Annotated in this window: 1 protein-coding gene; it reads left to right on the forward strand. The window is 56.3% G+C overall.

Annotated features, from left to right (window positions below):
• Positions 1-2: 2 nt before the first annotated feature.
• Positions 3-389 (forward strand): AMP-binding protein (locus QWY30_RS15855; protein WP_290242662.1); only part of this gene is annotated, 387 nt, incomplete at its 3' end.

A 389-nucleotide genomic window follows, 5' to 3' on the forward strand; every position in this document is an offset into this window, starting at 1 on the left:
TCTTGAACGATGCGAAGGCAAGCGTGATGATTGCGGATCAGGCCAATTACGATTTGCTGGAGTTGTCACAGAGTCTTGCGATCGAGGCTCCGGCGTTGATTGATCTGCAAGATCCGTTGATCGAGATCCAGCTGTCGTTGCTTGCCGATACGGTGGTGGATGACTCGGTGCGCACCGCGCCGCTGCTGCCCGAACACCTGGCCTATGTGATCTACACCTCGGGCAGCACCGGCATGCCCAAAGGCGTGGGCGTCTCCCACCGGGGTATCGGAAACATGGTGTCGGATATGCAGCGCGAGCATCATATCGGTCCCGGTAGTCGTTACTTGCAGTACGCATCGTTTGCGTTCGATGCCTGCGTGTTCGAGATGTTTTCAGCTTTCGTATCT

Source organism: Zwartia panacis (assembly GCF_030410395.1).
Classification (GTDB): domain Bacteria; phylum Pseudomonadota; class Gammaproteobacteria; order Burkholderiales; family Burkholderiaceae_B; genus Zwartia; species Zwartia panacis.